The sequence below is a fragment of the Mycobacterium pseudoshottsii JCM 15466 genome (assembly GCF_003584745.1).
Lineage (GTDB): Bacteria > Actinomycetota > Actinomycetes > Mycobacteriales > Mycobacteriaceae > Mycobacterium > Mycobacterium marinum.
This window is the reverse complement of the sequence record NZ_AP018410.1, coordinates 3887384-3910009: the sequence shown is the minus strand read 5'-3', so window position 1 is coordinate 3910009 and position 22626 is coordinate 3887384. Positions and strand designations below refer to the sequence as shown.

Annotated in this window: 20 protein-coding genes and 1 pseudogene; 11 read left to right on the top strand and 10 right to left on the bottom strand. The window is 65.7% G+C overall.

Annotated elements, in window-relative coordinates; genetic code table 11:
* Positions 1-280 precede the first annotated feature (280 nt).
* Together MPSD_RS17820 and MPSD_RS17815 are read left to right on the top strand one after the other, a co-directional pair.
* Positions 281-817: a MerR family transcriptional regulator gene (locus tag MPSD_RS17820; RefSeq protein WP_232022576.1), complete on the top strand. Its 537-nt coding sequence runs from the start codon at positions 281-283 to the stop codon at positions 815-817.
* Positions 789-3740: a DUF4349 domain-containing protein gene (locus tag MPSD_RS17815; protein ID WP_086084934.1), complete on the top strand. Its 2952-nt coding sequence runs from the start codon at positions 789-791 to the stop codon at positions 3738-3740. Before MPSD_RS17820 ends, MPSD_RS17815 begins: the two co-directional genes overlap by 29 nt.
* 100 nt (positions 3741-3840) lie before the next feature.
* On the opposite strand, the gene MPSD_RS17810 is transcribed toward MPSD_RS17815, so the two are convergent.
* From MPSD_RS17810 to MPSD_RS17795, 4 genes are all read right to left on the bottom strand, one after another.
* Positions 3841-4971, bottom strand: coding sequence for a mechanosensitive ion channel family protein (locus MPSD_RS17810; protein WP_086084935.1), 1131 nt, complete (start codon positions 4969-4971; stop codon positions 3841-3843).
* A gap of 102 nt (positions 4972-5073) precedes the next feature.
* Positions 5074-5793 carry a TVP38/TMEM64 family protein gene (locus tag MPSD_RS17805; RefSeq protein ID WP_086084955.1) on the bottom strand — a complete coding sequence of 240 codons (720 nt, stop codon included), beginning with the start codon at positions 5791-5793 and terminating at the stop codon, positions 5074-5076.
* A gap of 53 nt (positions 5794-5846) precedes the next feature.
* Positions 5847-6473 carry a hypothetical protein gene (locus tag MPSD_RS17800; protein ID WP_020786871.1) on the bottom strand — a complete coding sequence of 209 codons (627 nt, stop codon included), beginning with the start codon at positions 6471-6473 and terminating at the stop codon, positions 5847-5849.
* 539 nt (positions 6474-7012) lie between these two features.
* On the bottom strand, positions 7013-7795 hold the full coding sequence (locus tag MPSD_RS17795; RefSeq protein WP_020786872.1) for a ribonuclease T2 family protein: 783 nt from the start codon (positions 7793-7795) through the stop codon (positions 7013-7015).
* A 164-nt stretch (positions 7796-7959) separates the two neighbouring features.
* On the opposite strand from MPSD_RS17795, the gene MPSD_RS17790 reads away from it, so the two are divergent.
* Together MPSD_RS17790 and MPSD_RS17785 are read left to right on the top strand one after the other, a co-directional pair.
* Positions 7960-10050, top strand: a complete 2091-nt coding sequence (locus tag MPSD_RS17790; protein WP_020786873.1) for a hypothetical protein — start codon at positions 7960-7962, stop codon at positions 10048-10050.
* On the top strand, positions 10043-11374 hold the full coding sequence (locus MPSD_RS17785; protein WP_086084936.1) for an RNA-dependent RNA polymerase family protein: 1332 nt from the start codon (positions 10043-10045) through the stop codon (positions 11372-11374). The genes MPSD_RS17790 and MPSD_RS17785 overlap by 8 nt, the downstream gene beginning before the upstream one ends.
* Positions 11375-11606: 232 nt before the next feature.
* Here the strand turns inward: MPSD_RS17785 and MPSD_RS17780 are convergent, their stop codons facing one another.
* Together MPSD_RS17780 and MPSD_RS17775 are read right to left on the bottom strand one after the other, a co-directional pair.
* Complete coding sequence (locus MPSD_RS17780) at positions 11607-12449, bottom strand: PhzF family phenazine biosynthesis protein (RefSeq protein WP_015356380.1); 843 nt, start codon at positions 12447-12449, stop codon at positions 11607-11609.
* Positions 12450-12528: 79 nt separating this feature from the next.
* Positions 12529-12945 (bottom strand): DUF6632 domain-containing protein, encoded by a 417-nt coding sequence (locus tag MPSD_RS17775; RefSeq protein ID WP_011740684.1) that lies wholly within the window; start codon positions 12943-12945, stop codon positions 12529-12531.
* Between the two features lie 113 nt (positions 12946-13058).
* On the opposite strand from MPSD_RS17775, the gene MPSD_RS17770 reads away from it, so the two are divergent.
* Both MPSD_RS17770 and MPSD_RS17765 read left to right on the top strand, forming a co-directional pair.
* Positions 13059-13991, top strand: coding sequence for an SAM-dependent methyltransferase (locus MPSD_RS17770; protein ID WP_020786876.1), 933 nt, complete (start codon positions 13059-13061; stop codon positions 13989-13991).
* Positions 13988-14623: a class I SAM-dependent methyltransferase gene (locus MPSD_RS17765; protein WP_020725830.1), complete on the top strand. Its 636-nt coding sequence runs from the start codon at positions 13988-13990 to the stop codon at positions 14621-14623. The genes MPSD_RS17770 and MPSD_RS17765 overlap by 4 nt, the downstream gene beginning before the upstream one ends.
* A 22-nt stretch (positions 14624-14645) precedes the next feature.
* On the opposite strand, the pseudogene MPSD_RS17760 reads toward MPSD_RS17765, so the two are convergent.
* Positions 14646-15512, bottom strand: a pseudogene (locus MPSD_RS17760) (allophanate hydrolase-related protein); the annotation flags it as partial.
* A 312-nt stretch (positions 15513-15824) separates the two neighbouring features.
* Between MPSD_RS17760 and MPSD_RS17750 the strand changes: the two are divergent.
* On the top strand, positions 15825-16253 hold the full coding sequence (locus tag MPSD_RS17750; RefSeq protein ID WP_015356375.1) for a DUF6636 domain-containing protein: 429 nt from the start codon (positions 15825-15827) through the stop codon (positions 16251-16253).
* A 51-nt stretch (positions 16254-16304) separates the two neighbouring features.
* Here the strand turns inward: MPSD_RS17750 and MPSD_RS17745 are convergent, their stop codons facing one another.
* The gene (locus tag MPSD_RS17745) at positions 16305-17315 is read right to left on the bottom strand and encodes a zinc-dependent alcohol dehydrogenase (protein WP_036426471.1); all 1011 of its coding nucleotides are present in this window, start codon (positions 17313-17315) and stop codon (positions 16305-16307) included.
* Positions 17316-17476: 161 nt separating this feature from the next.
* Here MPSD_RS17745 and MPSD_RS17740 point away from each other — a divergent pair, with 161 nt between their 5' ends.
* Positions 17477-18025 (top strand): hypothetical protein, encoded by a 549-nt coding sequence (locus MPSD_RS17740; protein WP_012395158.1) that lies wholly within the window; start codon positions 17477-17479, stop codon positions 18023-18025.
* Positions 18026-18158: 133 nt separating this feature from the next.
* A complete protein-coding gene (locus MPSD_RS17735; protein WP_012395157.1) occupies positions 18159-18452 on the top strand; it encodes a putative quinol monooxygenase in 294 nt (97 codons plus the stop codon).
* A 29-nt stretch (positions 18453-18481) separates the two neighbouring features.
* On the opposite strand, the gene MPSD_RS17730 is transcribed toward MPSD_RS17735, so the two are convergent.
* Positions 18482-19531 (bottom strand): amidohydrolase family protein, encoded by a 1050-nt coding sequence (locus tag MPSD_RS17730; RefSeq protein WP_036426472.1) that lies wholly within the window; start codon positions 19529-19531, stop codon positions 18482-18484.
* Positions 19532-19696: 165 nt separating this feature from the next.
* On the opposite strand from MPSD_RS17730, the gene MPSD_RS17725 reads away from it, so the two are divergent.
* Positions 19697-20446: a class I SAM-dependent methyltransferase gene (locus tag MPSD_RS17725; RefSeq protein WP_020786883.1), complete on the top strand. Its 750-nt coding sequence runs from the start codon at positions 19697-19699 to the stop codon at positions 20444-20446.
* Positions 20447-20470: 24 nt separating this feature from the next.
* Here MPSD_RS17725 and MPSD_RS17720 read toward each other — a convergent pair whose 3' ends face one another.
* Complete coding sequence (locus MPSD_RS17720; protein ID WP_086084937.1) at positions 20471-21679, bottom strand: multidrug effflux MFS transporter; 1209 nt, start codon at positions 21677-21679, stop codon at positions 20471-20473.
* Positions 21680-21843: 164 nt separating this feature from the next.
* Between MPSD_RS17720 and MPSD_RS17715 the strand changes: the two genes are divergently transcribed.
* Positions 21844-22626, top strand: coding sequence for an MBL fold metallo-hydrolase (locus MPSD_RS17715; RefSeq protein ID WP_020786885.1), 783 nt, complete (start codon positions 21844-21846; stop codon positions 22624-22626).

The window sequence follows — 22626 nt, the reverse complement described above, 5'->3', positions numbered from 1 at the left end:
CTCGTGAGCCGTTCCGCCTGGGCCGGTGGGCGCCGACTGGCCAGGCCCGAAGATCCGTCCGGATCCGCCCGGATCGAGTGGGCCGTCGTCGCAGTGCTTCAAGGTCGGAGACACCCAGACGTTGACAGTGTAATAGTGACAGTGTCAGTATCGACGGATGGCCGAGCGGGCGTCGTGGACGCTGGACGAGCTGGTGCGACGGGTTGCTGCCGGGCTGGCCGATCCCGCCTACCCGGGAGCGCCCAACGGCCGGGTTCGCTAGCTTCCCGATCGACGCTCGGTGCGGTGGTACACGACTACCGGGCTCGTCGACCGGCCGGTCATGCAGGGGCGCACCGCGTTGTATGGCCCGCGGCACCTGCTGCAGGTCATTGGGGTCAAACGTCGCCAGGCTGAGGGCCGTTCGTTGGCCGACATTCAAGCCGAGCTCGCCGGAGCGACCAACGAAACGTTGAGCAGGGTGGCCGCCGTTCCCGACGAACTGGTCACGGCCGCGGCGCGGGCATCGGCCGAGGTCCACCCGAGCCGCCGCAGCCGCTTCTGGGCCGATCGGCCGGTCACCGTCGAACCGGCGACCGACGGTGGCGGTGCTGACACTGTCACGTCGCTTGCGGCGGTAAGCCTGCCTGGCGGGGTGACGCTGTTGCTGCCCGCCGAGGGCCAAGGCCGCCCCGGTGACGACGACCTGCACGCGATCCGTGCGGCCGCCCGGCCATTGCTGCAACTGTTGGCCGACCGCGGCTTGCTGTCGGGCCTGCTATCCCAGGATGAGATGAACGGAGCCCATCATGACCGTGCGCATCACGCCGACGACTGAGGCCGATACGACCGGCCCCGTCGCCGCCGACGGCCAGCCTGGCCCGGGCGCGCTGAGCACCGACCGGGGCAGCCTGCCACTCGAACGCGTCGATGTTGGGGTCGATATCACCGGACTCACCAGCCGAGTCGAGCTGAGGCAAGACTTCGTCAACGCTTTCGACGTAGCCCTGGAAGCCAGCTATGTGTTCCCGCTGCCAGATCGTGCGGCGGTCACCCGCATGCGGGTGAGCGTCGACGGGCGCGATGTTGAAGCCGAGTTGCGCGAGCGTGAGGCTGCTCGCCGCGCGTATGACGAGGCCATCGCATCGGGACGATCGGCCCGGATCCTCGAGGAGGACCGGCCGGACGTGTTCACCATCCGGGTCGGCAATATCGTGCCCGGTCAACGGGTCACCGTCGCGCTCGCCATCATCAACCCGCTGACCTACGAGGATGGTGAGGCGACATTCCGCTTCCCATTGGTGGTCGCACCCCGCTACATCCCGGGTGAACCGCTGGCCGATATTGCTGTCGGCGACGGCTACGCCGACGACACTGACGCGGTCCCCGACGCATCTCGGATCACCCCGCCGATGCTGGTGGCAGGATTTGCGCACTCGGTTCCGGTGACCACCGACGTCGGGATCGACCCCGCCGGTTTCAACCTGTCGCAGGTGCGATCAAACATGCCCGCGGTGACCGGTGCCGACGGGCGCATACAGGTGACACCCGGTGCACCGGCCAACCGGGATTTCGTCTTGCGGCTGGACTGCGACGCCCAGGAACTCGCCAGCTCGCTGGTGCTGGTTCCCGATGCCGAGGGCGACGAGGGCACCTACCAGCTGACGGTGCTGCCGCCGGCCGGTGCCGCAACACCGCGCCCACGGCACCTGGTGCTGGTGCTGGACCGCTCCCGCAGCATGGCCGGGTGGAAGATGACCGCCGCCCGCCGCGCCGCATCCCGCATCGTGGACGCGCTCACCAGCGACGACCGGTTCGCGGTGCTGACCTTCGATGACGGCATCGAGTATCCGGTCGGTCTGCCCGCGGGGTTGACCGAGGCCAGTGACCGGCATCGCTATCGCGCGGTCGAGCACCTCGCTCGCGTCGAAGCGCGCGGCGACACCGAAATGCTCGCGCCGTTGCGGCGGGCGCTGGCCCTGTTGGGCCGGGAGCAGGTGGCCGACACCGATGATGCGGTGCTCATCCTGATCTCCGACGGGCAGGTCGGCAACGAGGACCAGCTACTGCAAGAGCTGTCCGGCGATCTGGGGCGGGTACGGCTGCACACGATCGGTGTCGATGAGGCTGTCAACGCCGGATTCCTGCGCCGCCTGGCCGGTGTCGGTGGGGGACGCTGCGTGCTGGTGGACAACGAGGACCGCCTCGACGAGGCCCTGCCCGGCGTCATCCAGCGCTGCGCCCGGACGCCGCTGGCGACCGGGCTGGAAGTACGTGCCGCGGGGTTCACGGCTATCGAGGACACCATGAGCCCGGCTCGGTTGCCCGACCTGTTGCCCGGGGTGCCGCTGGTGGTGTCCGGACGGTATCGGGGGAGTGCGCCCGGTTCGCTGACCGTGCGCGGCGCCACCGAGGCGGGCGCGGACTGGTCGATCACCGTGGCCGCGGAGCGCTGCGCGGTCCCAGCCGTGACGGCGCAATGGGCGCGGGCCCACCTGCGCGACCTCGAGGACGGCTACGCCGCGGCGCCAGCGGATACCCGAGACGACGTGGCGACGCGGATCGTCGACACGTCGCTGCGCTTCGGTGTCTTGTGCAGGTTCACCGCCTATGTCGCCAGTGAACTTCGGGACGGCCGCGTGGTAGCCGAGGGCGCCCTGCACCACCGGGTGATCCAGCCCGTCGCGGTGCCGGCCCCCCACGACCCGCCGCGAGTCAGGGGCGCGTCGCAGAATGCGGTATCGACCCGGCGGGCGGAAGGATCCGCCCGCGGCGACTCGGAAGCCAAGCGATCGAAAGCGCGAACGGTCAAGCTACGCAACGTAGTTGCGGTGGCGCTGGTCAGTGCGCTGCTGGTTGGCACCGGCTGGATCTGGTCGCTTAGCGGTGACGGCTTGTCCACCGCGACGCGTGATCAAAGCACCGGCATAGTGGGCGGCAAGCCTCCCGAAATCGCGGATTCAATCGGGATTCCGGAGACCAAGGGCAGCCTCGGCGGCACCGAGAACACGGTCGCGTTGCCGGAAGCGCCGCCGCCACCAAGGACCCCGGCGGACGGAACCTACAAACGGGACATCATCACCAACGGATCGCTGCAGATGGTCGTCGCAGCGCCCGCCCAAGCCGCCGACCAGCTCGCCGCCGCGGTCTCCGACGCCGGCGGCAGGGTCGACTCGCGCTCGGAACGCTCCGGGGCCTCCTCGCCCACGGTCAGCCTCGTCGTGCGCATCCCCGCCGACAAGCTCGACGGCGTTCTGGCCGACGCGAAGAATCTCGGTGAAGTGGAATCGATGTCGATCGGCCGCACCGACGTCACGTCCCAACGCGTCGACCTCGACGCCCGCATCGAGGCTCTGCAAACATCGGTGAATCGCCTGCGCGAGCTGATGGGCCGGGCCGGCAGTGTTGCCGACCTACTCGCCGCGGAGTCGTCGCTGACCGAGCGTCAGGCCGAGCTGGACTCGCTGCGTGCCCAGCGCACCACACTCGGTGACGAAATCTCCTATGCAACAATCAATGTCACTCTCTCGTCCAAGTCGACGGTGGCGCCCGGTGGTTTCCTCGGAGCCCTCGAACGCGGATGGCAGTCATTGATCGCGACTGTCGATGGCCTGGTGTTGACTATTGGATTTCTGCTGCCGTGGATCCCGGTACTAGGCGTGCTGGTGCTGGCGGTCGTTTGGGTGTTGCGCCGCAAGATCTTTTCGCGTGCCTCCGGAGTCGGCCACGGCACCGACGCAGACTTGGAGACGGAGTCGTAGCGCCAACTCGTCGGTGCCAGCTTGGCCTCCGATGTCGCGGCACAAGGGGCCGGTGTCCGGGCCACACACGCGACCACGGAACACCCGATCGCGCAGTCGACTAGCCAGGGTCCTGCTCATTTGCGCCGTTTCCGGCATCACGGCATGCGGGCTGTCCGGCGCAACGGGTGTCGGAATGCGCAACGCGCCAGCGCGGTAGGGCTGCGGGTTGGTTGCGCTGCAACCAGTCGACCATGCCTTCGCGGACCGCGCAGCGCAGGTCCCACAGGGCGCCGGCATTGGGCGCACTGACCAGTATCCGCACCCGCACGTGGCCGCCGACGGCGTCGGTCACCTGCAACGCGCCAACGCGCTGGTCCCAAAGTTCGCTGCCGGCCAGCTGGCGCTGTAGTTCGGCGCGCATCGCCTGCAGCCCAACCGCGAAGTCGACGTCGAGTTCGACGGTGCCCAGCAGTTCGGTGGCATTGCGCGTCCAGTTCTCAAATGGTGTCGTGGTGAAGTAAGTGGTGGGCAAGACCAGCCGTCGCTGGTCCCAGAGGTTTACCACCACATAGGTCAGCGTGATCTCCTCGATGCGGCCCCATTTATCCTCGAGCACAACGACATCGCCGACGCGGATGGCGTCGGAGAACGCTATCTGGATACCGGCGAAGACCGCACCGAGCGAGGTCTGCGCGGCAAGACCGGCCACCACCGACAGCACGCCCGCGGAGGCCAACAGGGCGGTGCCGAGCGCGGCGAAGGCGGGGAAGGTCATCAGGGCCGCCGCCAGACCCAACAGCACCACGGCGGCCACCGCCAGCCTGCGCAGCGTCGTCACCTGGGTCCGGATCCGTCTGCGGTGCAGATCGGCATCGGTCATCGTCGCGTCACCGCCACCGAACTGATTGATCGCGCGCCGCTCCGCGACGAGCACCAGGCTGGCCACCAGCCAGGTGATGGCGGCGATCAACAGCAGCACCAGGGTGTGGTCAACCCAGCCGTGTGAGGCCACGGCACCGTGCACGGAACCGTGTACCGCGACAATCGCGGCAATCACCATCAATGTGACCCGAAGCGGCTTGTGGGTAAGCGGCGCGATATCGCCCAGCAGTTCGCTGCGCCGGCCGATGCGTTTCAATATCCACGACAACAGCACGCCGAGCAGGTAAGCGCCGACCAGCGCACCGCCCACCCACGCCAGACTCACGGCGACACTAGCCGCGGATGGGAACTGAGACTGCTCCGGCATCGCGTGCGCTCACCTTCCAAACAAGATTCACGGGTCGCTGGCGACCGTACGGCAGCGCCGCCCAGCCGTCACCCGATGGTGTCGTCGTCGACGCGGATGAACCTAGGCCGACTCGGCCGGCGCCGGGTCGCTCGCGCGCTCACGCCACTTGCGGTACTCGCGCCGCGCGGTGACTGCCCCGACGATCGCGGTCACGCACCAGAGGGTGATGGCCGCGTACGCCAGCCAGGACGACAGGTTCATGATGGTGGCACCCAGCGCGGTGTAGACGAACGCGCGCGGCGCAGATCCGATGAGCGACCCGACGATCATCTGCCACAGCGGTACCCCAAAGGCCCCGAAGGTGTAGGAGGCCAGTGCGTCCGAGATGCCGGGGATGAAGCGCTGGCCAACCACCGCCCACAGCCCCTGACGTTCGATCCGTGCATCGAGACGATTGGCGCGGTCGGTGCCCAGCAGGACACGGGCGCTGTCCCGGCCCGCGCGCCGGCCGAGCAGGCTGGCGACCACCGCGGTACCCACCGTCGCGCCCAGGGTCACGAATGTGCCCAGTACCGGGCCGAACAGCACGCCGCTGCCGGCCGCCAGGATCGGACCCGGGACGAACATCGCGCCGAGGACGGTCGACATCACGACATACGCCAGCGGCGCCAGGGGGCCCGCCGCCGTGATCGCGCTACGGATCCCCGCGATGTCGATGACACGGGCCACGGCAACCAGATAGAACATCCCGAGCAGGAAACCGGCGAACAGCGCGAGCCGCACCAGGTGACGCCCCCGGCTGGCAGTTGGGGGCGCAGGATCGGTCGCGGTGTCGGTCATGGTGATATCCATCCTGCCGCACCACGCGCACGCCGATGAACCGGCTGGTGGGGCTAGGTTGCCACCTCGGCTGCGAAGGTGCCAGACGCCGACGTCCACTTGTCCGCGATGTCGAAGTTGCCGCAGACCCGGTTACCGTCGGTGACCAGCTGGGCCTTGCCCTTTGCCTGCGACATCTGCACCGTCGTCCGTCCGGTCACCCGGATCGAGAGATCGAACGTGTTGGGGTCTTTGCGGTCGCTGGAGGTCGTATAGTCGCCTTCCCCGGCATTCTGCGCGCCGTTGGTGAACTCCAGCTTGAGGAACGCCTCATCGGCCGCCAGTTCAATCTTGCGATCCTTGAGATCCGCCAGCGGACGCTTGGTGGTGCCGATGTACACCACGATGGCCCTGCCGTCACCCCCCAGGCCGGCCAGCGGGCGATCTGCCGCCGCGTAGACGGTGGACCAATTGATCCCATCCGGGTAGCCGCCGTTTGTCGAGCTGACGTTGACCGCGGTCGCCGCGGGGCATTCACCGCCGCTGGCCTGGGCCGTGGTTGTCGAAGATGCCCCGCTGGCCGTCGACTGGGTCGGCGTGGTTGGTCCGGACTTCGTCGAGTCCGAACCGCAGCCGACGGCGAGGAAGCCGGGGGACAGGAGCACCGCGACCGCCGCCGCTCGTACTAGCGCAATATGCATGCTTTCTCCTACTTCTTGAATTTCGGATTGGTGCATGAGCTGGTGCCCGGCCGGTCGCCAAACCACGGTCCAGCGATTGGGCGGGCAAAATGTCTGATGCCCGGCGTACCCACAGCGGGAATGCTAATCAGCTCGGGCGCCGAAGGATAAGACCCTACCCCGGGAGGGTATCGGTGTGATGTTCCCTGGTTGCGGTGCGGCAGTCGATCCGTCGGGGCCCGACCGGCAAGTCGACGTGCTGTAGGTAGGACGGATTCGTCGTCCGGCCGGCGCGCATCCATTTCCGTGGGCGTATCTATCGCATGGATGATGGCCCGCTGGTTTCGGATTCAGGTTCATCGCGGCGCTCGGGCCGGGCATTCACCGGCCGGTCACCAGCTTGCCGGGTCGGGTTGATGCCCGGGCCGGTGACACGGGATCGAAGTCCGTATGCGGTTGACCGGGGTGCAGATGCGAGGTGGGATGGTACCCGCGAAACGACCGCCACCGACGGCGTTGGGTTTATGCAGCGGTGGAGTTTGCAAAACTTGAGCAAATCCTCACGGCACACGTCCACGCCGGCATTGGGCGGATATCGTTGGGCCTTTGAAGAGCAAGTCTTGCAGTGACAGGGTGCTCTGGGTGGCGCCAAGTTCGGCGACGGGAGGAAGCGACAGTTGCACCTCGTAGACGACGATCTCTTTCTTGTCGACATCCCGGCAGGTGAGACTGACGCGCTCGCCCGCCCCGTCGCCCAGTTCGGCATCGATGCGCTCGCGTATCGTGCCGAGCGACAGTTGCCGGCCCTGCGCCTTCTCGAACACCGGATCGAGGATCCTGCCGAGCTGGTCGGCGAGTGTCACGGCAGCGCTGAAGTAGACCGCCGGTGTGACGCCGGAACAGCTGCCATGCGCATACCACTCGTGCGGCACCATGGCCTTGATGTCCGACATCATCGACTGCAACTTCGATTGCACGTCCTGCGGCAGATCCAGCGACGCGATGTCGGTATCGCGTAGATGGTCACGAGCCCGACCTTCGTCCGCTGTTGGCACGTCGCAGAACTGTTCGGTTGGGGGTTGGGGCCAGAGCCCGTGCAGGATCAATGTCCGCCCCAACTTCTCGACGTGACCGGATCTGCATCCGGAGTTGTTGCGCTCGACCCGGCACAGGCTGGGGCCCCAGGTCATCACGAGCAGGCTCGAGCTGCTGTTGCCGGGTTGTTTGGAGGGTGGCGGCGAGCGGTCCACCACGAGCAGGCCGAAGGCGACAGCCGCGACGACAATCGCCGCGAGACCGGCCGATATCGAAAGTACAGCCTTGTCGCCTCGCCGCAGTTGCATGGTCCACTCTTCTCAGCGGTGTTGAGCGGGAGATTCCCGCACTCGCCCAAACCAGTAACGCAGTACAGCTTTTCACGTCCGTGTGTCAACGTTGGTGGATCGCCCGCCAAAGATCACATGTGTTTGCCGCAGCCGACGAGCTTGCGGCGCCGGAAACGCGTCTCGTGAACGAGATCGATCGCTGGTTCCAGCGCAGAGCGCGCCGGGAAGGCCGCTTGGTTTCTCTCTACACGAGCCTGCTCACCGGCCGGATCTTCGCCTACTTCCGTTACCGGCTGCGGTCCGCGTTCCTGCTCGACACCAGCCGATTCGCCGTTCACGTCATCGAATTCCTGCTGCTGCTCTCCAGCCTCGGCGGGCTGGCCGTGTTTACCGTCATGGTGCTGCGAATCGGCAGCCTGATCGCCGGTGGCGGCTGGTGGGGGCTGCTCGAAGTCATGCGAGAGCGGCTGAGGGGTTTCTTCCGGGCCGGGGACCGGGACGCGGCCGAACGCGAAATTGGCTCTTGGTTGGTACTTTCGGTGATTGTCGCCGTGGTCTTGATGATCGGTGCCGGTGCTGCACTGACGTTGTTGCGCCCATCCGGCGACGACTCGATTGCGCACCTCTATGCACTTCTGGTGGTCCTGGAACTGGCGCTCGGCTTTCCGGTCCGAGTGATCCATTCCGGGATCTATGCCACCCGGCGCATCTACCGGCCCAGATGGCTGATGCTCGCTCCCACCTTCGTGCAGCTGGGAATCCTCACCGCCGGCCTCTACTGGTATCCCACCGCCGCGATCATCATTGCGATCGTCGCGTCCAACGCCATCGGCATTTGGGGCACCGTGCACTTCACCCTCGAGGTCTATCGGCTGACCGGGCTGTGGCCGAAGCTGGGGGCACCCTGGTACGCATTCTGGCGGCTGCTGCCCAAGATCCCGCCCTGGCTTGGTCTGCAGACAACGCTGTCGGGACTTGTGTTGCGCATGGACGCGATCATCGTGCTTGCCATTGTCGGCGTGTATGGGACAAGCACGCGATCGTTTGATCTCACCGCCGGTGTAGCGGCGTGGCGGCACGTCGATGTGTTCCAGTTCTTCTATTTGGTGCTGCCGTTGTTTTGCGGCGCCTTCGAGGGCGCGGGGCTTTTCTATTTCGACTTCGTCCGACTGCGCAGTATCCCGGCGCTCAGGGAATTTCGGCTCTTCTTCTTCCACCGGCTCCTGATGATGACGCCGCTCATCGCCCTGTTCTTCTGGTCGCTTGCCGCCGTGCTCGGGACCTATGTCCTGCACGACATTCCGCTGAGCTTCCTGTTTGCGTTGCTTCCGCTTTTTGTCGTGCGCAGTTTGATCGGGATGTACCAGATCCGGCTGTTCGCCGAAGGCCGCTTCGGCACCCACCTCTTGACCATCGTGTTGCTGGCCGGCTTGTTGTGGCTGGTATGGATGGACCGCAACCCCGCCTCTGACCTGATTCAGATCACCGCCGCGCTGATCGCCCAACTCGTCGTGCTGATCGACCTGCAGCATTATCGAGACCGCCGCCCACCTGCGCCGCCCACGCTGCTGATGCTGGGGGACTGGATGCGTGCGCTCGCCCGTGAGCAGGGGCCAGTCCTGGTCGGCAGCATCACCATCCCGGACTCGATCGCGGCCAAGCAGAGATCGGCCGCGGTGGCGCTGATGCGGCAAACATTCAGCGGTAAAGGGCATTTCGCGTTTCGGTCGGCAACGATTCTTGTCTACTACCAGCGAACCGCGAACGGCGATACCGCACAGCAGCCCCACCTGGCGCTCCAGGCGATCACCGGGGGCGCTGCCAACCGCGGCAACTCGTTGGGCATGCCGATGACTACCGGAGCGGCTGCCCTCGACCGTCTGATCGCCGAAAAATGGATCCTGCCAATGGACGATGTGACATCGCAGTCGGGTGATGTTGAAACGCTGTGCGCCGAGTTTCATGTGCTCTTTCCGGACGGCATCGTTTTCGACCTCGACACGTTCGCGGGGGCACGAGACATGCGCAATCTCGACCACGGTGTGTTGACCGCGGCGTTGCCCGCGGCAATAGCGAGCCTCGAGGGCGGCTCCATCGTGGTTCCCTTGGCTGATCGCCTGCTCACGCCGCTGTATCACGATGGCAGGCTGCGTCGGCTCATGCTGCTGCCTCCCGACCCCGAACCCGCGGTGTTCAGGCGCTGGCTGCAAACCATGAAGGCCTGGCGGTTCAGCTGGGGCACCATGGAGACGGGGCTGGGCCGCCATGGTTGAACCCGTTGACATCGAGCGACGACTGGCGGATCCGAAGACCTACGAAGACGCTATTCTGCGGATCTTCTCCAAGAAGCGCCGGCGCGGGTTGGCCTTCGGTGAGGCGGCCGGCGGCGTCACCTACTTTGGCACCGCAAGCCAGCGGCGCACGCTGTCGCGGGCGATAGCCCGCGGTGTCGGCAGCGGCCGATACCGACCGCAGCCGGTCGACCTCTGGATGCTCGAGACCAAAGGGAAAGTCCGCGCCGCCCACACGCCCGCGTTCAGCGATCACGTCGTGGGTTCGGCTCTGTTTCAGCTGCTTTCGCATAATGCGCGCTGCTACGGCCTGCCCGGCGTCTACTCCTATCTGCCTGGCCTGACGAATGTTGCGGCGGTGCGTGCTCTTGCCGGCTATGTGCGAGCTCACCGCCACCGGGTGGGCGACAAAGGCCCGCCGCTGTATGTCTTGCAGTCAGATTTCGAACACTACGGCGACAATCTGCCGGTCGGTCCGGACGCGGCGCTGTGGCCAACGCTGCGCGAGATCGCGACCCTCGGTAGTTCGAAGGGCCGCATCGGAGTTCACACCTGGGACCTCATCACCGCGCTGGCCCGCCCCATCGTGCGCGATGAGAGCGGGGTCCAGTTCACCCGGCGCTACGGCGTCGCGATGGGAACACCGCTTGTTCCGGTGCTGGGCAATCTGGCGGTCATACCCATGGACCGGGCGATCGTCGGTATCGAAGGCATCTTTTACGCGCGGTACAACGATGACTTCCTCATCGCTCATCCTGACCTCGCGGCGCTGCACGAGGCGGATGCGCGAATCGATGCGTTGCTTGACGAGTTGGGCGTCAAACGCAAGCTCGCCAAAGAGCTTCGCACCACCCTGAGCGCGACCGGCCAACCGTGCGCCTCCGATCCGGCCTACCGCGGCCGCAACCGGATCGACTGTCTCGGGATGTCCGTCACCCATGCCGAGACGATGGCGCTGGCGCCTCATCGGCTGCGTCGCCTCGCCGGTCGGATCACGACGCGCCTGGACGCGACCGGATCGGCCCTGTCGGGAATGCCGGCCGAGGAACGGGCGCGCCAGCTCGTCGAGGCCACCAACGTGATGCTCGATGTCACGAATCCCTTTGCGGTTTCCGGCCTATCGGCACTGCTCGAGACGACAACGGATCGGGGAGTGCTCAAGGACGTGGATTTCCGCATCGCGCGCAAGATCGTCCAGGTCGCCACGGGCCGGCCGGGTGTGCACGGCTTTCGGCTGCTTCCGCCCAGGACGCTGCGGCACCAGATGGGCCTGGTTTCGCTCGTGCAGGTGCGCAACTTGCGGTGATTGCCGGCATGCGGTTCGATCATGGGGAGGGCGCGGACCCCGCTTTCATGCGGCTTTTTTGAGGGACCACAGAGGCTACGGCTTTCGATCCCTCACTTTTTCCGTTTTTTCCCGCGTCCTCTCTTGCGCGCTGCCGGGTTGCGCGTCGGCCAGGGGCCGGACCCGATGACCTGGTCCACGGTCGGTGCGAGCCCCTCTTCGACGGGCTACGACGGGTAGCGGTGTGGCGTTGCTAGAACAGGGCGGTGCCTTTGAAGCAGGTGCTCGTCGCCCCGCTGACCCAAACGACACCGTCTGGATCGGTGGTTATCGATATTTCTCCGGCTCTGGCCAGACGCGCCCCTTGGGAGACTGTGTAGCTCAGCGGCGCGGTGCCCGTGCTGGTCAGCCACTGGGCGACGCCGGCGTTCATGCTGCCGCACACCGGATCTTCGGCGACCCCGACCCCGGGAGCGAAGGTGCGCAACTCAAACGCGTGTTCGGAACCCGACGGGTAGGCGCCGATCGCCCCCACCATGGCAGCGGACATCTGTGAGAAGTCAGGTTCAAGGTCGAGCACCTCTTGGGCGGTGGCCAGTTGCACGACCGCCCATCCGGGACCGTTGTCAACCCATTGGTGGGCCAGCACCTGGTCGCGAGCAATGCCGAATGCGGCGACGATCTGCGTCAGATAGGCCTCGTCCAGATCGCCCGTGCGTCGCATGGGTGGGGCGGCGAACGACAGCATGCCGTGATGGCGACGCAGTTGCACCAGGCCTGCGCCACACTCCTGCACGATGTGATCCGCACAGCCTGGGCTTTCGCGGTGCTCGAGCCAGGCATGCGCCGAGCCGAGGGTGGGGTGACCGGCGAAAGCAAGCTCCCCACCAGGAGTAAAGATCCGCAACTTGTAGTGGGCGTTCGGGTCTTCGGGCGGCAGCACGAAAGTCGTCTCCGAGAGGTTCGTCCAGCGGGCGACGCGCTGCATCGTTTCGTCGTCCAGCCCGGCCGCGTCGAGAACGACCGCGACCGGGTTACCCATATATGGCGTCGCAGAGAACACGTCGACTTGAGCAAAATCATATGAACGGGCCACCGGCGTTGGGCCTTTCGGATATCTGGCTGGCAAGGATTCGCCGCCGATCGTAGTTGGCCCGAGCGGGCCCTAGATGGGCCTACCCGGGTGTCTGGACTCGTCGCGGGGTTTCGGCGCCCCGCATCAACAGACCCAGGACAACGGCGACGATCACCAGAGCGGGCACATCACCGGCCAGGTGGCCGCGCTCGTGTGGGTCGCCGATCGCCTGCGCGGCCATGATCGCGGCGTGAACGACGCTCGATACCACCGTGAACCAGATCAGGCTGCGGTGGGCCAGCGGATCTCGTGCCGCGATCAGAAGGAAGACTCCAAGTGTGGTGTAGATGCCGATGATCATCGTCAGGTAATGCGATGACCCGTGACCCCAACTCCAGCCGGATGGCCAGATGATGGTGAGGGGGTAGACGGCGAAGGTGAAGATCAAGCCGACGGCGATGAGCGCCGCCCGTAACAAGTTGGTCCGATTCTGGGTGTTCGTGTCGAGGTTCGGCATCGCGCGACGCTTTCGGTTACTGCCATTGAGACATCAATTTTACGCCGGTTCAGCGCGCACCGGGATAGTGGTTATACTGACTAAGTATTTTCGGCTTCGATATCGGAGGGCGCATGCCACGCACAGACAACGACAGCTGGGACTTGGCCACCAGTGTGGGGGCGACGGCCACGATGGTGGCGGCGGCGCGGGCGATCGCCACCAATGCCGACAACCCCTTGATTGCGGACAGGTTCGCCGAACCGCTGGTTCGTGCAGTCGGCGTGGACTTCTTCACGCGCTGGGTCACCGGCAATCTGGTGGTAGCCGACGTCGACGATACGGAGTCTGGTTGGCAGCTAGCGCAGATGCCAGATGCGATGGCCGTGCGGACTCGCTTCTTCGACGCGTTCTTTCAGGATGCGACCCGCGCCGGCGTCCGTCAGGCGGTGATCCTGGCGTCGGGCCTGGACGCGCGCGCCTACCGATTGGATTGGCCGGCCGGGATGACGGTTTTCGAGATAGACCAGCCGGAGGTGATCGCGTTCAAGACCACCACGTTGGCGGGGCTGGGCGCAGTACCGCGAGCCGACTTGCGCACGGTGGCCGTGGATCTGCGTCAAGACTGGCCGAAGGCCTTGACGGAAGCGGGTTTTGACGCCGGTCGCCCTACCGCGTGGATTGCCGAGGGCCTCTTCGGCTATCTCCCTCCGGAAGCTCAGGACCGACTGCTGGACAACATCACCGCGCTCAGCGCCACGGGCAGCCGGCTGGCCTGCGAGGCGATCCCGAACAGGCCGCAGCAAGACGCCGAAAAGGCGCGGGAACTGATGCGCAAGGCCACCGCCAGATGGCGTGAGCACGGGTTTGAGCTGGAGTTCGGTGATCTCGGCTATGAGGGTGACCGAGCGGATGTGGAGTTGTATCTGCAAAACCTGGGCTGGCAGTCGGTCGGCACCCAGATGAGTCAGCTGTTGGCCGACAACGGTGCCGCGCCGATCCCGCATAACAATGACTCGGTGACCATGGCAGACACGATCTACTACAGTTCGGTCCTGACCGCATGACGACGGTGCCGCGCCGGGGCTTCAACGACGCCGTCACGGGGATCTGGAGTTTGTTGGCCCCGGCCTACGACTTGGCAATCCTGCAGCAATGGGTATATCGCCCGCCCCATGACGAGGTTCTCGCCCAGCTGCGCGCCCACAAATCTCGCAGGATTGCTGATATTGCTTGCGGCACTGGCATTCTCAGTGCTCGGATCGAGCGCGAACTGCACCCTGACGAAATCTACGGTGTAGACATGTCGCACGGGATGCTCGACCAGGCCCGGGCCAAATCCGATCGGGTGCGGTGGCTGCGCGGCCCGGCGGAGCAACTGCCGTTCGATGACGGCGCACTCGATGCCGTGGTTACCACCACCGCATTTCATTTCTTCGATCAGCCGGCGGCGCTGCGGGAGTTTCATCGAGTCTTGGCCCCCGGCGGCCTGGTGGCCGTCTCGTCCCTGAGCGCGCGCCAGCCCCTGCTGCAGCTCCCAGCGGCCAGCAAATGGAAACCCCAGCACAGCCCGTCGCCGGCCGAGATGCGGGCACTGTTCGAAGGCGCGGGGTTCACGATCAGCGATCAGCACCGCGTCCGTCGGCCGGTCTGGACGCGGCTGGTGCCTGATCTGATCACCGTCGGCACCAAGAGCTGACCGCGTTTCGGTCGCGACGGTTCTAGCGTTGCGCGGCCAGATAGGCCAGCCAGCCGCGGTAGGCGGTGATGTCGGTCGCGTCGCTGGTTGCGTCCTGGGTGGCCGTGAAACCGACCACCTCGCTGCCGTTTTCGAGTTCGATCGCGGTCAGCGCCATGGGTGGTGGTAGCGCGGCCAGGAAGCGCCCCAGGCCGGCTTCCGAGATTCGCTAGAGCTCGCCGCGGATGCCGGCGCCGGCGCCGGGATCGGTGCGCACGAGCGCGGGTTTGGCGGGCGTGGTGTCCAGGACGGTCAGGCGGTAGGCGTCGCTGGTGGTGATCGGCCCGCAATAGCGGGCGCCCAGCTCTTGTAGTTGGGGGTGCAGTGGCTGTCCGCGCAGATGAGCCCCGAAGACGGCCAGCTCAACCCCATGATTGACCAGCAACGGGGTGCTGACCCCGCTGAGGCGGGCCGCAATGTCGATGGCGACCTGGTCGCCGAAGGCCGCGGCGATGAGCATGACACCGAACGGCCTCGCGTCCGGCAGTGGTGCGGCGGGGATGGCGATCGCGGCCAAGTCCAGCAAGTTGCAGAAGTTGGTGAAGGTACCCATCCGCCGATTGATCCCGGCCGGATCGGCCGCAACGGCGTCCAAACTCGGGTGCTCGGTGGTGGTGGGTAGCAACAGTGCGTCGAAGCGGCCCAGAAGTTCGGCCGCAGCACCGCGCGCATAGGCGAGCGCGTGTAGGTCCGCGGCGAAGGCGGCCCCGGTGGTGGAGCGCGCCGCGGTGATGATGGCGGCCACCGTCGGATCGGCGCCGGACGGGTTGGTGTCGAGGAATTCTCCGACGGCCGCGTAGCGTTCGGCCACGATTGCGCCGTCATAGAGCAGGCGGGACCCGCACAATAATCCCCCGAGACAATCCCCCGAGACGGCGGCCCGCGGGCGTGGCCTTGCGGTTACCCGTGCGATCCGAGACCCCGAGCCCGGTGCGCGCGGGCTCATCAATCACCGGTCGATCCGCTAAACCTGTTGAACAACTGAATGTTTGGACGTCTTGGCGAGTTGGCCATTGCGCAGCGATGTCGTCGCGAGGTGAATCGCTTGTGCTGCGAGGTTGGTGGCCGTATCGGGTGGGGCAGGCGTTGGCCGGATGTCCCGGCCGGCAACGGATGCATTTTGCCCGCCTTGCAGCGACAACCGACGAGTAGGGTCCAAGCAATGACTCACCACCCGAAACGCCTGCTCGTTACAGTTGTCGGTGCGTTCGCGGCCGGCGTGCTCGCCCCGGCAACGGCTCACGCCGACATCGTCGGCTTCACGTCGCCCAGCGGCAACATCGGCTGCATGATCGACTCTTCGTCGGTGCGCTGCGATGTCCGTGACCGCACCTGGTCGCCGCCGCCGAAGCCCGCCGACTGCGAGTCGATGATGAATTATGGGCAGGGCATCGTGCTCACCGCCGGTCAGCCCGCTCGATTTGTCTGTGCCGGTGACACCGCGCTGGGCGGCGGGCCGGCGCTGGCCTACGGCGACAAGATCACCAAGGGATCGCTGCAGTGTGAAAGTGAGACGTCGGGGGTGACCTGCCGCGATATCGGCGACGGCGGAGGTTTCTCGATCTCACGCGACGGCTATCAGCTGTCCTGATCGGCTGCCCACGAGGGATAGCAGTCAGGGGTCGGCGCAACGGGTGGCGGTCTAGGGGAAAGTCACAACGATCTTGTCGGCCGTTCCCGGTGCGGTGGCGGCGGCAAGGGCATCCTGCACGTTGTCGAATGCGATGGTGCGGTCGACGATCAATGCATATCTCTGCCAATCGGCGACGATGTCTTTGGTGACGTCGAAGATTTCGGTGGGGTAGCCGATCGATCCCACCAGGGTGATCTCGTGGCTCATCACGGTGACCAGATCGACCTCGACCGGCTTCTTGTGGACGGCCACGATGCCGATGGTGGCCCCCTTTTTCGCGTTGGTCAGCGCGCTGTTGACGGCCGCGGGCGCGCCGGCGGCGTCCAGGTAGATGTCGGTGCCCGCCTTGCCGGGGAACAGTGCCTGCCCAGGACCGTGCAGATCGATGAGCCGTTGGGTGAGATCTTCCTCGGCGGAATTGATGACCGCGTCGGCACCCACTTGGAGCGCCTTGTCCAGGCGGGACGGGATGAGATCAGCGACCGCGACGTGCGCGGCGCCGACCGACTTGAACGCCAGCACCGCGCCCAGACCGATTGGGCCGGCACCGTAGATCAGGATCTTGTCAGAAGGCTTTGGCTTGCATTGGTTTACAGCATGGCGGGCCACCGCCATCGGCTCGTTGAGCGCGGCCACTTCGAACGGTATGTGCTCGGGAATGACCTCCAGGCTTACCCCGCGCACCGCCTCCTCGATGAGGAGATAGTCCGCCAGCGCGCCACTGGCTCCGCTGTTGCCGATGATGCCGTTGGGGGCGGCCATCGGATTGATGACGACGTGGTCACCGACGGCTAGGCCAGATACCCGCGAGCCGACCGCGACCACCTCGCCGGCGGGTTCGTGCCCGAGCGGCATCCGGCCTCGATGGGGCGGTAGGCCACCGATCGAGATGTAGAACGAATCGGTGCCGCAGATTCCGCAGGCGCGGATCTTGACCAACACGTCTTTGGGCCCGACCTGCGGGTCGGGTGCCTCGATGACGTCGGTGTGGCCCGGGGTCGTCACCACAGCGGACCTCATGCGCGTGCTCCCGTCGTCAACGGATTCTGGATTTGTCGGCCCGGGTGAGCGACCGTTTGGGGCCGCCCCGGCGGCTACGCCCACGTGGCGACGGTCCAGGCTGCCACCGAGCCTGCTCCCGAACGCTGCAAGGAGTCAATCCGCGAGAGAGGATAGCCAGGATGGCTCGAGTTCGATGGTGGCCGTATTGGCAGGACGTTGATGGCAGCGCCGGCAGTACCGGCGCTGCCCGCACCGGCGCCACGAACCCGAGAAGACCGGCCATCGCGGTGGCCGAACGGATGGTTGCGGGTGCGCTGGTGCTGCTTCCCAGCGCACTATTGTTGCTGCGCCTGGGCGAACCTTTCGCGATCTCGGCGATGGCGAGCACAACCGCTATCGTCCTGCACTCACCGAACCGTTACCGGCGCAGACCGCACGTCATCGCCAGCTGCTATGCCACCGGGTTGGCGATCACGGTCCCCATCACGTTGATCGGCATGCTCACCTCCATGTCCGGGCTGCTCGCGTCGACCATCGCCGCGGTGGTGATCGTGGCGGCGCCCGTGGGCCGCGTTCACCCACCAACCGCGTGCATCCCGCTGGCGATCACCAGATCACCGGGACCTGCCGCGATGCTGCTCGGATGGGTGACGTTTGCCGTCGTCGCGGTGGGGTTTCTGGCCGCGTTGTGGATGATGCTGATGCTGGCGACCCGGCGGCGGTGGTGACAGACTCGGCTTGACCTCGGTAGGTTCACCGGGGGAATGCCCTGGTAACGCCGGTGGCGGGGTACTGCTAATCTGCCCGCTGGCCAAGACGATTCGACCAAATCCGACGACCAAATCTGACAAGGAGACCGCCATGCCAGTCACCGTGACACTCGAACTCAGAATCAAGCCCGAGGCTGTGGGTGCGGCACGCGATGTCCTGGGGCGAGCGCTGCAAGATACCCGGGCCTTCGACGGAAACCTCGGCACCGACGTGCTTGTCGACGAGGACGACGAAGCGCACTGGCTGATCTACGAGCTTTGGGACACCGTCGAGCACGATGAGGCCTACCGCAGCTTTCGTGCCGGCCCCGGACGGATAACAGAGCTGCCGCCGTTGCTGGCCGCGCCTCCAGTCAAGATCAGATACACCACCACCGACATCTGACGGGTCTTACGCAAGACGCTTCGCTGAGGTCAGTTCGAGGTCAGCCGGTACACGCGGCTGGCGTTGTCGCGCAGTATCCGAGTCTGGTCGAACTGGTCACCGAGCACCTCGCGCAGGATCGAAATGGTCTGGGGCAAAGCCACGTTGGGCTTGTCGATGGGGAAGTTCGAGGACCAGAAGGTGCGTTGAGGTCCGAAGGCCGCCTGCAAGTGGCTGATCAGCGGCGCAGCCGCCTCGCGCAGTTCGTCGTGGCTGCGTGCTCCGGCGCCCAACACCGGCATCCCGAAGCCGCTGTGCTTGGCGACCACGTTGGGCAGTTCGGCCAGCGATGAGATGTCGTCGCGCCACCGCCCGAGGATGGCGCGGCGGTCCGCGGAGCTAGTGCCGGTGTGTTTGCCGGACGGACCGTATGCGCCCACCGGAGTGGCGTAGTGATCGAGGATGAAGGTGGTGTCGGGATATTCCCGCGCGAGCGTGATCGCGTCGGGTAATTGGTGGCCGTAGACCCACATGTCAAAGCTGAGCCCGCGCTCGGCCACCGCGGTGAAGCCGCGCCGAAAATCCGCGCTCGAGTACAGATGGGCGTTGGGCGTCCAATTCATGACGCCGCGGTCGTCGCTGTGCGCGCCGATGCAGCGCACCCCGCGCACCAACGCGCTCGCCTGCAGGTGTGCGTCCAGCAGTTCAGCGATACGTGGCGCCGACGGGTCGGCATGCACCACGATCGCGCCGAGGACCGGTGCTCCGGCAATGCCGAATGGCAGGGCGCTGACCCACTGCGTCTCGTCCACGCTGCCCAGTGGGTCTTTGGTCCGCCACCCGGCTTCCACGTGCACGACGGCGTCGACGCCGACGGGGGAGCTGTCTTGGAGGTAGTCGACCGGTAGGTAGCGATCCAGCAGGTAGCGCGGGTCACCGATGAACTCGCGCGAGGCGCGTGGAAAAAGCCGCAGCAGCGCTGGAAGCACCGCCGGCGCGCGGCGCACGATCTTCGCAACGCCGGACACTGCCCGGGGAGTGGCAAACGGGTCCCATTGGTGAACGTGGGCGTCCACCACCGTCGGTGCGCGATCCGTCACGTGACCACTTTCGCCGCTGCGCTGGTGTCGGTCTCGGGAATCGCAGAAATATGGGGGCGACCGGTCAGCGTTGGGTTCCAACCGCTGACCAGCTCAGAACATAGGCTGGACAGCAACCCGGGTGAGGAAAGAGGACGAACACAGAGGACAGGAAGAGGGGACAGGATGGTCACTGACTACAACCAGGGCGAAATCGCTGAACAGTACAAGAAGACGAAGGCGATCCCGGTGCGGACCAGGATCGAGGCCTACTCATTTCTGAAACACATTGGCGCCGTCACGGGCGAGAAGGTGGTTGACATCGCCTGCGGTGCCGGGGACTACACCCGCGTGATGCGGCGGGCCGGCGCCGCGCGCGTTGTGGGTTTCGATATCTCCGAGAAAATGATCGGGCTGGCCCGCGGGCAGGAGGCACACGAGCCACTAGGTATCGAGTATTTCGTTGCCGACGCCAGCCAGGAAGTGGCACAACAGGATTTCGACCTCGCGATCTCGGCCTATCTGCTGGTGTACGCCCGAGACCGCGACGAGCTAGCCAGGATGTGTCGCGGGGTGGCTTGCCGGGTTCGGCCGGGTGGCCGGTTTGTCACCCTCACCACCAACCCGGGCCTTTACACATTCGGACGAGTGCCCGACTACCGCAAGTATGGATTCCAGATCAAGCTGGCCGATGCCGCGTTCGAGGGCGCGCCCATCGAGTTGACGGCGTTTGTCGATGGCGCACCGCTGGTGATCGAAAACTACTACCTGCCGATTGCGGCGTATGAAGCCGCGCTGCGGCAGGCCGGCTTTCACGATTTCGTGGTGCACGTGCCCGAACTGGCGGCGGCACCTCAGGGCGAAGACGAGGGCGACTTTTGGGATGACTACCTCAACTATCCGCCCGCGATCGTCATCGAATGCGTCCGCGACTAACACGCTGGGCCGTCGGCGGGTGAGCTAGCCCGGCGTGGGTTTTTCGCCCTGGACTCGTGGCGTCACCCAGGCGAGTGCGGCGAATACCAGTGCGCCACAAAGCACATAGAGCCATCCCAGCGGAGCCTGGGTGCGTTCCGGACTGACTCCGACGATGGTCATGATCGCGGCGATGATCAGGTACGTCAGGGTGCCGAACAGTCCGCTGACCAAACCGAGGTTGCGACTGAACGCCCCGAGTGCTGCGGCCTGCGCCTGAGGGACCAACGCGCCGCACCTCGCGACCGCCAGCGATACCGCCAGCGTGATCGCCCAGGGATTGACACCAACCACGGGGGCCGACCCCAATAGCAGCGCCGCCCCGACCATGTAGAGCGTCCAGTCGGCAAATGCCAATCGGCGAAAGGCCATGCGAGTGGCCAGCATGCCGGTCGAAAAGCTGCCGAGCAACACCGCAACACCGACGACCAGCGCGATCAGACCATAGGCTGAGGGCGACAAGCCCATCTCGTCCTGATACAAAAACGGTGCGGCCACACCGAATGAGAGCTGCGGACCGGCCAATAACCCGAAAATCGCTGCCAACGCCAGGAACACGCGGTTGCGCGCGGTCACGGTCAGAACCTGCCACGTCTGGCCGAGTTCAAATCGGGTCCGGGACTCTTGATCCAGGGTTTCCGGTAGCGCCCAGGCGACCGCCAATCCCACCACGACGCTCAACGCCGCTATCAAGACGAAAACGTAGTGCCACGAAGCGTACTCGACAATGAACCCGCCCACTGCCGGGGCCAGAATCGGTGCCGCTGACCAGGCAGCACCCAGCAAGCCGTTGACCGATCTCAGGCGTGCACCTTCGAAACAGTCTGCGGCAATGGCGATTGCGATAACGATGAAGGCACTACACGCACCGCCCTGCAGGAACCGCAGCACCAGCAACATGGCAACGTTGTTGGCCGCCGCGCAGGCGAGGCTGGTCACCGTCAGCGCGGCCGCGCAGCCCATGAGCACCGGCTTGCGTCCCCAGGAATCTGACATGATGCCCACGGCAAGGTAGCTCAAGGCCATGCCGATCATGAACACCGTCACCGTGGACTGCAGGGCAGTAGCGGTGGTGCCAATACTGGTTTCCATCTGTGGCAGCGCGGGGGTGTAGGCGTCCATCGGAATCTGATTCAGCGGAACCACACACAGCAGCACCGCGACAATCCGTCGCGATGGCGCCGATGCTTTCACGGGCGTTGCCCCTCGGTCTGCCCGTGGCGTCGACGCATAGCTGCGAATCCTACGGGCAAAACGGTCCGCCGTGTTGGCGTGCCGGCCCCGGTCCGGCCCTTGTTAACTAGGCCGAGTTCTTGTAGCTGCATCGGTGTCATACCGGAATCGGAAGGAGCCCGCCGGTGAAGGTCCACCACCTCAACTGCGGCACCATGAATTCACCCGGCGCAGCACTGTTGTGCCACGTCCTGCTCGTCGAGGCCGGCAACGGGCTGGTCCTGGTCGACACCGGCTTTGGGGTACAAGACTGTCTTGATCCGCGCCGGCTGGGCGCGTTTCGTCACTTCCTTCGGCCTGCCTTGCTGCAGAACGAAACTGCGGTGCACCAGATCGAGCGCCTTGGCTACCGGCCGTCCGACGTTCGCCATATCGTGCTGACCCACTTCGACTTCGACCACATCGGCGGGCTGGCCGACTTCCCGGACGCTCAGGTCCACGTCACCTCCGCCGAGGCGCGCGGCGCCATCCACGCCCCATCGTTTCGTGAGCGCGTGCGGTATCGAAGCGTGCAATGGGCGCACGGCCCCAAACTGGTGGAGCATGGTCACGACGGCGAATCCTGGCGTGGATTCGCCGCGGCCAAAACCCTTGACACCATTGCTGACGGTGTGGTCCTGGTGCCGATGCCCGGTCACATCCGTGGCCATGCCGCGGTTGCCGTCGACGCTGGCGACCGTTGGATCCTGCATTGCGGCGACGCCTTCTATCACGTCGGAACATTGGACGGACAGTCCAAAGTGCCGTTCGTTCTGCGAAGCCAGGAAGAGCTATTCTCCTTTGACCGCAGGCAACTGCGTGACAATCAGGCGCGTCTAGCCGAGCTGCAGCGCCGCCAAAATCCGGGGCTGCTGATCATCTGTGCTCATGATCCCAGCCTCTATGCAGTCGCCAAAGACCTGTCATAG

What these genes read in the sequence shown, in the direction of transcription:
- MPSD_RS17815 (WP_086084934.1), top strand. Translation starts at nt 789, where the DNA reads ATGACCGTGCGCATCACGCCGACGACTGAGGCCGATACGACCGGCCCC.
- MPSD_RS17805 (WP_086084955.1), bottom strand. Translation starts at nt 5,793, where the DNA reads ATGACCGACACCGCGACCGATCCTGCGCCCCCAACTGCCAGCCGGGGG.
- MPSD_RS17725 (WP_020786883.1), top strand. Translation starts at nt 19,697, where the DNA reads ATGGTCACTGACTACAACCAGGGCGAAATCGCTGAACAGTACAAGAAG.
- MPSD_RS17770 (WP_020786876.1), top strand. Translation starts at nt 13,059, where the DNA reads ATGCCACGCACAGACAACGACAGCTGGGACTTGGCCACCAGTGTGGGG.
- MPSD_RS17765 (WP_020725830.1), top strand. Translation starts at nt 13,988, where the DNA reads ATGACGACGGTGCCGCGCCGGGGCTTCAACGACGCCGTCACGGGGATC.
- MPSD_RS17810 (WP_086084935.1), bottom strand. Translation starts at nt 4,971, where the DNA reads ATGCCGGAGCAGTCTCAGTTCCCATCCGCGGCTAGTGTCGCCGTGAGT.
- MPSD_RS17740 (WP_012395158.1), top strand. Translation starts at nt 17,477, where the DNA reads ATGGCTCGAGTTCGATGGTGGCCGTATTGGCAGGACGTTGATGGCAGC.
- MPSD_RS17775 (WP_011740684.1), bottom strand. Translation starts at nt 12,945, where the DNA reads ATGCCGAACCTCGACACGAACACCCAGAATCGGACCAACTTGTTACGG.
- MPSD_RS17735 (WP_012395157.1), top strand. Translation starts at nt 18,159, where the DNA reads ATGCCAGTCACCGTGACACTCGAACTCAGAATCAAGCCCGAGGCTGTG.
- MPSD_RS17785 (WP_086084936.1), top strand. Translation starts at nt 10,043, where the DNA reads ATGGTTGAACCCGTTGACATCGAGCGACGACTGGCGGATCCGAAGACC.
- MPSD_RS17745 (WP_036426471.1), bottom strand. Translation starts at nt 17,315, where the DNA reads ATGAGGTCCGCTGTGGTGACGACCCCGGGCCACACCGACGTCATCGAG.
- MPSD_RS17795 (WP_020786872.1), bottom strand. Translation starts at nt 7,795, where the DNA reads ATGCAACTGCGGCGAGGCGACAAGGCTGTACTTTCGATATCGGCCGGT.
- MPSD_RS17800 (WP_020786871.1), bottom strand. Translation starts at nt 6,473, where the DNA reads ATGCATATTGCGCTAGTACGAGCGGCGGCGGTCGCGGTGCTCCTGTCC.
- MPSD_RS17750 (WP_015356375.1), top strand. Translation starts at nt 15,825, where the DNA reads ATGACTCACCACCCGAAACGCCTGCTCGTTACAGTTGTCGGTGCGTTC.